This window comes from Roseateles sp. AC306 (genome assembly GCF_979253795.1).
The window spans coordinates 353,526-363,047 of the sequence record NZ_CEEDEB010000004.1; the positions used below are offsets into that span (position 1 = coordinate 353,526).

General features: G+C 63.9%; 5 protein-coding genes and 2 tRNA genes. All 7 read left to right on the top strand.

Annotated elements, in window-relative coordinates; genetic code table 11:
* Positions 1 to 4 precede the first annotated feature (4 nt).
* Positions 5 to 3,187 carry an efflux RND transporter permease subunit gene (locus tag AC0IZJ_RS12125; protein WP_471849962.1) on the top strand — a complete coding sequence of 1,061 codons (3,183 nt, stop codon included), beginning with the start codon at positions 5 to 7 and terminating at the stop codon, positions 3,185 to 3,187.
* 138 nt (positions 3,188 to 3,325) lie between these two features.
* A tRNA-Leu gene (locus AC0IZJ_RS12130) sits at positions 3,326 to 3,412 on the top strand.
* A 30-nt stretch (positions 3,413 to 3,442) separates the two neighbouring features.
* Positions 3,443 to 4,756 (top strand): trigger factor, encoded by a 1,314-nt coding sequence (gene tig / locus AC0IZJ_RS12135; RefSeq protein ID WP_471849964.1) that lies wholly within the window; start codon positions 3,443 to 3,445, stop codon positions 4,754 to 4,756.
* A 110-nt stretch (positions 4,757 to 4,866) separates the two neighbouring features.
* Complete coding sequence (clpP, locus tag AC0IZJ_RS12140; RefSeq protein WP_471849966.1) at positions 4,867 to 5,475, top strand: ATP-dependent Clp endopeptidase proteolytic subunit ClpP; 609 nt, start codon at positions 4,867 to 4,869, stop codon at positions 5,473 to 5,475.
* 142 nt (positions 5,476 to 5,617) lie between these two features.
* Positions 5,618 to 6,886 (top strand): ATP-dependent Clp protease ATP-binding subunit ClpX, encoded by a 1,269-nt coding sequence (gene clpX / locus AC0IZJ_RS12145; RefSeq protein ID WP_471849968.1) that lies wholly within the window; start codon positions 5,618 to 5,620, stop codon positions 6,884 to 6,886.
* A gap of 70 nt (positions 6,887 to 6,956) precedes the next feature.
* Positions 6,957 to 9,371: an endopeptidase La gene (gene lon, locus AC0IZJ_RS12150; protein ID WP_471849970.1), complete on the top strand. Its 2,415-nt coding sequence runs from the start codon at positions 6,957 to 6,959 to the stop codon at positions 9,369 to 9,371.
* A gap of 76 nt (positions 9,372 to 9,447) precedes the next feature.
* Positions 9,448 to 9,520: transfer RNA gene (locus AC0IZJ_RS12155), tRNA-Gly, on the top strand.
* The last annotated feature ends 2 nt before the right edge of the window (positions 9,521 to 9,522 follow it).

The following is a 9,522-nucleotide window of genomic DNA, read 5'->3' on the forward strand; positions in this document are numbered from 1 at the left end:
GCGCATGAACACTCCCCCGAACAACGACGCGCTGGGCGGAGGCTTCAATGTCTCGCGCTGGGCGCTTGAGCATCCGGCGCTGACGCGCTACCTGATGGTGGTGCTGATGCTGATGGGCTTTGCCGCCTACTTCCAGCTCGGCCAGGACGAAGACCCGCCGTTCACCTTCCGGATCATGGTCGTGCAGGCCTTCTGGCCGGGCGCCACGGCTCAGCAGATGGCCGACCAGGTCACTGACAAGATAGAGAAGACCCTGCAGGAGGTGAACCATGCGGACAAGATCCGCTCGTACACCAAGCCCGGTGAGTCGCTGACGCTATTCCAGCTGAAGGACAACGCACCGCCCAAGGACGTGCCCGACGTCTTCTATCAGGTGCGCAAGAAGATCGGCGACATGCGCGCGACGCTGCCGCAAGGCGTGCTCGGCCCGCTGCTCAACGACGAGTTCGGCGACGTCTACGGTTCCATCTACGCACTGTCTGCCGACGGTTTCAGCCGGGAGGAGCTGCGTGAGCACGCTGACCGCATGCGCCACACGCTACTGCAGGTCAAGGACGTGGCCAAGGTCGAGATCTTCGGCGTGCAGCCGGAGAAGCTTTTTATCGAGGTCTCTCAGAAGCGCCTGGCCCAGCTCGGCCTGGACTTCACCCAGGTCATCAACCAGATCGGCGCGCAGAACGCCGTCGAAGGCGCAGGCGTGCTGAATGCCGGCAGCGCCAACTTCCAGGTGCGCGTGCAGGGTCAGTTCACGTCGGCGCAGGCGCTGGCCGAGGTGCCCATTCGCGCCGTCAATCCGCAGACAGGCGCTGCCAGCCAGATGCGCCTGGGCGACATCGCCGAGATCAGGCGCGACTATGTCGATCCGCCCGCCACCAAGGTGCGCCACCAGGGCAAGGAAGTGCTGGCGCTGGGCATTTCCATGGCCAAGGGCGGCGACATCATCGCGATGGGCAAGGCCTTGAATGCCGCGCTCAAAACTGTCGAGCGCGAACTGCCGGCCGGCATGCTGCTGGAGCAGATCCAGGACCAACCCAAGGCGGTCACCACCTCGGTCGGCGAGTTCGTCCATGTGCTCATTGAGGCGGTTGTCATCGTTCTGGCCGTCAGCTTCATCGCGCTCGGCCTGCACACGCGGCCGCTGCGTCTGGACATCTGGCCGGGCCTGGTCGTCGGCATCACCATCCCGCTGGTGCTGGCCATCACTTTCGTGGCGATGTTTTATTGGGGCGTCGGCCTGCACAAGATTTCGCTCGGGTCGCTGATCATCGCGCTCGGCCTGCTGGTGGATGACGCCATCATTGCGGTCGAGATGATGGTTCGCAAGCTCGAAGAGGGCTACGACAAGATGCACGCCGCCACATACGCCTACGACGTGACGGCCATGCCCATGCTGACCGGCACGCTGATCACAGCGGTGGGCTTCCTGCCCATCGGCCTGGCGAAGTCGACCGTGGGCGAGTACACCTTCGCCATCTTTGCGGTGACGGCCGCATCGCTGGTCATCTCCTGGGCGGTGTCGGTCTACTTCGTGCCCTACCTGGGCGCGCTTCTGCTGAAGACCAAGCACGCGAATGAAGGCGAGGTGCACGACCTCTTCGACACGCCTTTCTACAACCGCTTCCGCAGCGTGGTGCGCTGGTGCGTCGAGCACCGCTGGAAGACCATCGGTATCACCTTGCTCGTGTTCGCATTGGGCATCGTCGGCATGGGCCGCGTGCAGCAGCAGTTCTTCCCGGACTCCAGCCGCCCTGAGGTGCTGGTAGACCTGTGGCTTCCGGAGGGCTCCACCATTCAGGAGACCGAGGCGCTGGCCAAGCGTTTCGAGGCCCGAATGCTGAAGGAACCGTCGATCTCGACCGTAACCAGCTGGATTGGCGCCGGCGTTCCGCGCTTCTACCTGCCGCTGGACCAGATCTTTCCGCAGGCCAACGTCACGCAGTCCATTCTGGTGCCGAAAAGCCTGACCGAACGCGAAGAGCTGCGCAAGCGGCTTCCGGCACTGCTGGCCGAGGAGTTCCCCGAGGCCCGCGGTCGCGTGAAGCTGCTGCCCAACGGCCCGCCCGTTCCCTACCCGGTGCAATTCCGAGTCACCGGCGCGGACCCAAAGATCGTGCGCGACTGGGCCGACAAGGCCAAGGACATCCTGCGCAGCAACGCCAACATGCGCGGCGTTAATGACAACTGGAACGAGAACGTCAAGACGCTGAAGCTCAACATCGATCAGGACAAGGCGCGGGCCCTGGGCGTCACGAGCCAGAGCCTGGCCCAATCCGCTCGCACGCTGCTGTCAGGCAGCGTCATCGGCCAGTACCGCGAGGCCGACAAGCTCATCGACATCGTGCTGCGCCAGCCGGAGGAAGAGCGCTCGGTCATCACCGACATCGCCAACGCCTACGTGCCGACCGCCACCGGCCGTGCCATCCCGTTGGCGCAGATCGCCAAGATCGAATTCGCCTGGGAGCCCGGCGTCATGTGGCGCGAGGGTCGGCTGTATGCCGTCACGGTGCAGGGCGATGTCGCCGAAGGCCTGCAGGGCGCGACGGTGACCAAGGAGGTCTGGCCCACGCTCGACGAACTGCAAAAGCAGATGCCCACCGGCTACAGCATCCAGATCGCTGGTGCGGTGGAAGAGAGCAGCAAGGGCCAGGGCTCGATTGCGGCGGGCGTGCCCATCATGCTGTTCATCACCTTCACGTTACTGATGCTGCAACTGCACAGCTTCAGCCGGGCGATGCTGGTCTTCCTTACCGGGCCACTGGGCATCGCCGGTGTGGCTGCCGCGCTGCTGCTGCTGAATCGGCCGTTTGGCTTCGTCGCACTCCTCGGCGTCATCGCGTTGATGGGCATGATCATGCGCAACTCGGTCATCCTCATCGACCAGATCGAGCAGGACCGCGCCCGGGGCGTGCCGGACTGGTCGGCCATCGTCGAGTCTGCAGTGCGGCGCTTCCGCCCCATCGTTTTGACGGCAGCGGCGGCGGTGCTGGCCATGATCCCGTTGTCGCGCAGCGTGTTCTGGGGGCCGATGGCAGTGGCCATCATGGGCGGCCTCATCGTCGCCACGGTACTCACGTTGCTGGCCCTGCCGGCCATGTACGCGGCCTGGTTCCGCGTCGTGCGGCCGCAAGAGGAGGAGCACAGCCGCATGCACAGCCAGTTGCCTACAGAGCCCGGTGAGGCGTTCTAGCGGCGGTCAGGGTTTTGCCGCCCCGTGGACCGGGCCGGCCGGCAGCCGGCGCGGCATCGCTACAATCGCCGGTTTGCCGAATCGCCTACGGGGTTGCCAGGTCATCTAACGGTGCATGGGCAGCCCAACCCAAGAATCGCGCGGGTGGCGAAATTGGTAGACGCACCAGGTTTAGGTCCTGACGCCTTCACGGGCGTGCCGGTTCGAGTCCGGCCCCGCGCACCACACTGTCCTTCAACTGTTCCCGAGTCCATCATGGCCGTCACTGTCGAAACCCTCGAAAAGCTGGAACGCCGCATCACCCTGCACGTGGCGGCCACTGACATCAACAGCGAAGTCGAAGCTCGCCTGAAGAAGCTGGCGCGGACCGTCAAGGCCGACGGCTTCCGCCCCGGCAAGGTGCCGATGAGCGTTGTCGCTCAGCGCTATGGCTACTCGGTGCAATACGAGGTCGTCAACGACAAGCTCGGCGCTGCCTTCAACAACGCAGCCAACGAAGCCCAGTTGCGCGTTGCCGGCGCTCCGCGCATCGAGCAGAAGGAGCAGGCGCCCGAAGGCCAGATGGCCTTCGATGCCACCTTCGAGATCTACCCCGAAGTCAAGATCGGCGACCTGGGCGCCGCCGAAGTCGAGCGCGTCACCAGCGACGTGACCGAGGAAGCCATCGACAAGACCGTCGAGATCCTGCGCAAGCAGCGCCGCAGCTTCGCGCAGCGTCCCGCTGCCGACGTCGCAGAAGCCGGTGACCGTGTCACCATCGATTTCGAAGGCAAGATCGACGGCGAGCCCTTCCAGGGCGGCAAGGCCGAGGGCTTCCAGTTCCTGATCGGCGAAGGCCAGATGCTGGAGCAGTTCGACGCCGCGGTGCGCGGCATGAAGGCTGGCGAGAGCAAGACCTTCCCGTTGCAGTTCCCCGAGGACTATCACGGCAAGGACGTGGCCGGCAAGGAAGCCGACTTCCTCGTCACCGTCAAGAAGATCGAAGCCCAGCACCTGCCCGAAGTGAACGAGGCCTTCGCCAAGGCCCTGGGCATCAAGGATGCTTCCGTCGAAGCCCTGCGCGCCGACATCAAGAAGAACCTTGAGCGTGAAGTGAAGTTCCGCGTGCTGGCCCGCAACAAGGGCGCCGTGATGGACGCGCTGGTGGCTGCTTCCGAACTGGACGTGCCTAACGCCCTGGTGCAGGGTGAGGCCGAGCGCATGGTTGGCCAGGCCCGCGAGGACCTGAAGAAGCGCGGCGTCAAGGACGCCGACAAGGCCGAGATCCCCGCCGACATCTTCAAGCCGCAGGCCGAGCGCCGTGTGCGCCTGGGCCTGGTAGTCGCCGAGCTGGTGCGCTCGAACAACTTGCAGGCCAAGCCGGCCCAGCTGCAGGCGCACATCGAAGAGCTGTCGCAAAGCTACGAGAAGCCGGCCGAAGTCATGCGCTGGTACCTGAGCGACCGCGAGCGCATGGCCGAGGTTGAGGCCGTCGTCGTCGAGAACAATGTCACGGAATTCGTGCTGGCAAGCGCCAAGGTCAGCGACAAGGCCCTGCCTTTCGACGAGCTGATGGCCACCGGCAACTGAGAGCCCTTCGCCTCATGAAGGCGCCGTGCCGCAAGGCCGGCGCCTTTTTACTTGCGTGGCCATAATCTGCCCCCATAACAGCTGCTATTGCTTAGTCTTCAAGGAACTGAATGAGCGCTCTCGACACCAGCAATCTCGGCCTCGTGCCCATGGTCATCGAACAGTCCGGTCGGGGCGAGCGCGCCTACGACATCTACTCGCGCCTGCTGCGCGAGCGCATCATCTTTCTGGTCGGCCCGGTCAACGATGGCGTGGCCAACCTCGTGGTCGCCCAGATGCTGTTCCTGGAGAGCGAGAACCCCGACAAGGAAATCTCGCTTTACATCAACAGCCCGGGCGGCAGCGTGTCGGCCGGCATGTCCATCTTCGACACGATGAACTTCATCAAGCCCGAGGTTTCGACGCTGTGCATGGGCATGGCTGCCAGCATGGGTGCCTTCCTGTTGGCAGCGGGCGCCAAGGGCAAGCGCTTCTCGCTGCCCAACGCCAAGATCATGATCCACCAGCCGCTGGGCGGCGCGCAGGGCCAGGCGACCGACATTGAAATCCATGCGCGTGAAATCCTGAAGACGCGCGACGCTCTCAATCGCATCCTGGCCGAGCGCACCGGTCAGAGCCTTGAGAAAATCCAGGCGGACACCGAGCGCGACTATTTCATGTCCGCCTCCGAGGCGCAGGGCTACGGCCTGATCGACCAAGTGCTGGAACACCGCCCCTGACGCGACATCGAGTCGTGAGGGGCTGTAACCGGCCCCCGGATTCGCGGCGGAATCGGGGCCCTTATCCCCACAAGGGCCCCGAGATCGTTTGGACTATCATCATTCAGGCACCCGCCTGATCACTGGCATCCCGAGCAGACCCATGGCCGACAAAAAAGGCACCTCCAGCGAAAAAGTTTTGTACTGCTCGTTCTGCGGCAAGAGCCAGCACGAGGTGAAGAAGCTGATTGCCGGCCCGTCCGTCTTCATCTGCGACGAGTGCATCGAGCTCTGCAACGACATCGTCCGCGACGAGATCCCCGCTCCGGCTCCGGCTGCCCGCGCCGGCAAGTCCGACCTGCCCGTGCCGAGCGAGATCAAGTCCAGCCTTGACCAATACGTCATCGGCCAGGACGTCGCCAAGCGCACCCTCGCCGTCGCCGTCTACAACCACTACAAGCGCCTGCGGCACATGGCGACGAGCAAGGACTCGGTCGAGCTGTCCAAGAGCAACATCCTGCTGATCGGCCCGACTGGCTCCGGCAAGACGCTGCTGGCGCAGACGTTGGCGCGCCTGCTGAACGTGCCCTTCGTGATCGCCGACGCGACGACGCTGACCGAAGCCGGCTACGTCGGCGAGGACGTCGAAAACATCATCCAGAAGCTGCTGCAGAACTGCAATTACGACGTCGAGCGTGCGCAGCGCGGCATCGTCTACATCGACGAAATCGACAAGATCTCGCGCAAGGCTGATAACCCCTCCATCACGCGGGACGTGTCCGGCGAAGGTGTGCAGCAGGCCCTGCTCAAGCTCGTCGAAGGCACGATGGCTTCGGTGCCGCCGCAGGGCGGCCGCAAGCACCCGAACCAGGACTTCCTGCAGATCGACACGACCAACATCCTGTTCATCTGCGGAGGCGCTTTCGATGGCCTCGAAAAGGTCATTCAGAACCGCAGCGAGAAGTCAGGCATCGGTTTCGGCGCGACCGTGAAGAGCAAGTCCGACAAGCGCGTCGGCGAGGTCTTCCGTGAGTGCGAGCCCGAGGACATCATCAAGTTCGGCCTTATCCCCGAACTGGTCGGCCGCCTGCCCGTCGTTGCCACGCTTGGCGAGCTGACCGAAGAAGCGCTCGTGCAGATCCTCACCGAGCCCAAGAACGCGCTGCTCAAGCAATACCAGCAGCTGTTCGGAATGGACGGTGTCGAGCTTGAAATCCGCAAGCCAGCGCTCGTGGCCATCGCCCGCAAGGCGCTGGCGCGCAAGACCGGCGCCCGCGGCCTGCGTTCCATCATGGAGCAGTCGCTGATCGACACGATGTTCGACCTGCCTGCCCTCGATGGCGTCGAGAAGGTCGTGCTGGACGAGCACAACATCGAGGACACCTCGGCACGTCCCTTGCTGGTCTATCGCGAGCAAAAGGCCAGCGCCTGAGCCTCCACTAAGCCCTCAACTTGCAATTGCCCCCTCAGGCCGCACATCGGCCTGAGAAAGAGAGGTCTTCATGTCCGGACATCCCATCCTCCCCGCCGACCCGATCACGCTGCCGCTGCTGCCGCTGCGCGACGTCGTCGTCTTCCCGCACATGGTCATCCCGCTGTTCGTCGGGCGCCCCAAGTCGATCAAGGCGCTTGAAGCCGCGATGGAAGCGGGCCGCCAGATCATGCTGGTCGCCCAGAAGGCCGCCGGCAAGGACGAGCCCAAGCCCGAAGACATGTTCGAGGTCGGCTGCGTCTCCAGCATCCTGCAGATGCTGAAGCTGCCCGACGGCACCGTGAAGGTGCTGGTCGAAGGCCTGCAGCGCGCCACGACCCTGTCGATCACCGAGCCCGGTGAGCACTTCGTTGCCGAAGTGACGCCCATTCCGCCGGAGACCGAGCACGCGCCCGAAGTCGAGGCCCTGCGCCGCGCCGTCACGCAGCAGTTCGACCAGTACGTCAAGCTCAACAAGAAGATCCCGCCTGAGATCCTCACGTCCATCGGCGGCATCGACGATCCGGGTCGCCTGGCCGACACGATCGCTGCCCATCTGCCGCTCAAGCTCGACGCGAAGCAGGCCGTGCTTGACCTGGCCGAAGTGGCCAAGCGCCTTGAAAAACTGCTCGATCTCCTCGAGCATGAGGTCGACATCCTTCAGGTCGAAAAGCGCATCCGTGGTCGCGTCAAGCGCCAGATGGAGAAGAGCCAGCGCGAGTACTACCTGAACGAGCAGGTCAAGGCCATCCAGAAGGAACTCGGCGACGGCGAAGAAGGCGCCGACATGGAGGAGCTCGAGAAGAAGATCCTCGCCGCCAAGATGCCCAAGGAGGCACGCAAGAAGGCCGACGCCGAGCTCAAGAAGCTCAAGCTGATGTCGCCCATGTCCGCCGAAGCGACGGTGGTGCGCAACTACATCGACACGCTGGTCAACCTGCCCTGGAGCAAGAAGACCAAGATCAAACACGACCTCAAGAACGCTGAGGACGTGCTGAACGAGGACCACTACGGCCTCGAGAAGGTCAAGGACCGCATCCTTGAATATCTCGCGGTGCAGCAGCGCGTCGAGAAGGTCAAGGCGCCGATCCTGTGCCTGGTTGGCCCTCCGGGTGTCGGCAAGACCTCGCTCGGCCAGAGCGTGGCCCGCGCCACCGGCCGCAAGTTCATCCGCATGGCCCTGGGCGGCGTGCGCGATGAGGCCGAGATTCGCGGTCACCGCCGCACCTACATCGGCTCCATGCCGGGCAAGGTGCTGCAGAGCCTGTCCAAGATCGGCACGCGCAACCCGCTGTTCCTGCTCGATGAGATCGACAAGCTGGGCATGGACTTCCGCGGCGACCCGTCTTCGGCGTTGCTGGAGGTTCTGGATCCTGAGCAGAACCACACCTTCGGCGACCACTATGTCGAGGTCGACTTCGACCTGTCCGACGTGATGTTCGTGGCCACATCCAACTCGATGAACATCCCGCCAGCGCTGCTGGACCGGATGGAAGTGATCCGCCTGTCGGGCTACACCGAGGACGAGAAGGTCAATATCGCGCAGACCTATCTGCTGCCCAAGCAACGCAAGAACAACGGCGTGCTGGATGCGGAACTCGACGTCACCGAATCGGCCGTGCGTGGCGTGATCCGCTACTACACCCGTGAAGCCGGCGTGCGCTCGCTCGAGCGCGAGATGTCCAAGATCTGCCGCAAGGTCGTGAAGGGCATCCAGCTCAAGACCTATGAGGGCAAGGTCACTGTGACCGAGGACAACCTCAACGACTTCCTGGGCGTGCGGAAGTACGACTTCGGTCGTGCCGAGAAGAAGAATCAGGTCGGTCAGGTCGTCGGCCTCGCTTGGACCGAAGTGGGCGGTGATCTGCTGACCATCGAGGCGACCGCAATGCCGGGCAAGGGCAACATCATCCGCACTGGCTCGCTGGGCGACGTGATGAAGGAGTCCGTCGAGGCCGCACGCACGGTGGTGCGTTCGCGCGCCCGCCGCTTGGGCATCAAGGACGAGGTCTTCGAGAAGCGCGACGTTCACGTCCATGTGCCCGATGGCGCGACGCCCAAGGATGGCCCGAGCGCGGGTGCGGCGATGACGACGGCCTTCGTGTCGGCGCTGACCGGCATCCCGGTGCGCGCTGACGTCGCCATGACCGGTGAAATCACGCTGCGCGGCGAGGTCACGGCCATTGGTGGCCTGAAGGAGAAGCTGCTCGCGGCCCACCGTGGCGGCATCAAGACCGTGATGATTCCGGAAGACAACGTCAAGGACCTGCAGGACATCCCTGAGAACGTGAAGAACCATCTGGAAATCGTTCCGGTTCGTTGGATCGAGCGCGTCCTTGAGGTGGCTCTTGAGACCATGCCTTTGCCGCTGCCGGACGAGGAGGTCGCTGTCGCCGCGGCCAAGCCGGAAGAGGCTGCGGCCAAGAGCACGGTCGTGCCCCACTGAGCGTGACCGGCTTGTCATCCGGCTAAAAATCGGGTTACACTGCCGGCTTCGCTGAACAGGCAACTGTTCAACAAATGCGGGATTAGCTCAGTTGGTAGAGCGATACCTTGCCAAGGTATAGGTCGAGAGTTCGAGTCTCTTATCCCGCTCC

Excerpts from the sequence above, each read along its gene's own strand:
- AC0IZJ_RS12125 (WP_471849962.1), top strand. The coding sequence starts at position 5 with ATGAACACTCCCCCGAACAACGACGCGCTGGGCGGAGGCTTCAATGTC.
- tig (WP_471849964.1), top strand. The coding sequence starts at position 3,443 with ATGGCCGTCACTGTCGAAACCCTCGAAAAGCTGGAACGCCGCATCACC.
- clpP (WP_471849966.1), top strand. The coding sequence starts at position 4,867 with ATGAGCGCTCTCGACACCAGCAATCTCGGCCTCGTGCCCATGGTCATC.
- clpX (WP_471849968.1), top strand. The coding sequence starts at position 5,618 with ATGGCCGACAAAAAAGGCACCTCCAGCGAAAAAGTTTTGTACTGCTCG.
- lon (WP_471849970.1), top strand. The coding sequence starts at position 6,957 with ATGTCCGGACATCCCATCCTCCCCGCCGACCCGATCACGCTGCCGCTG.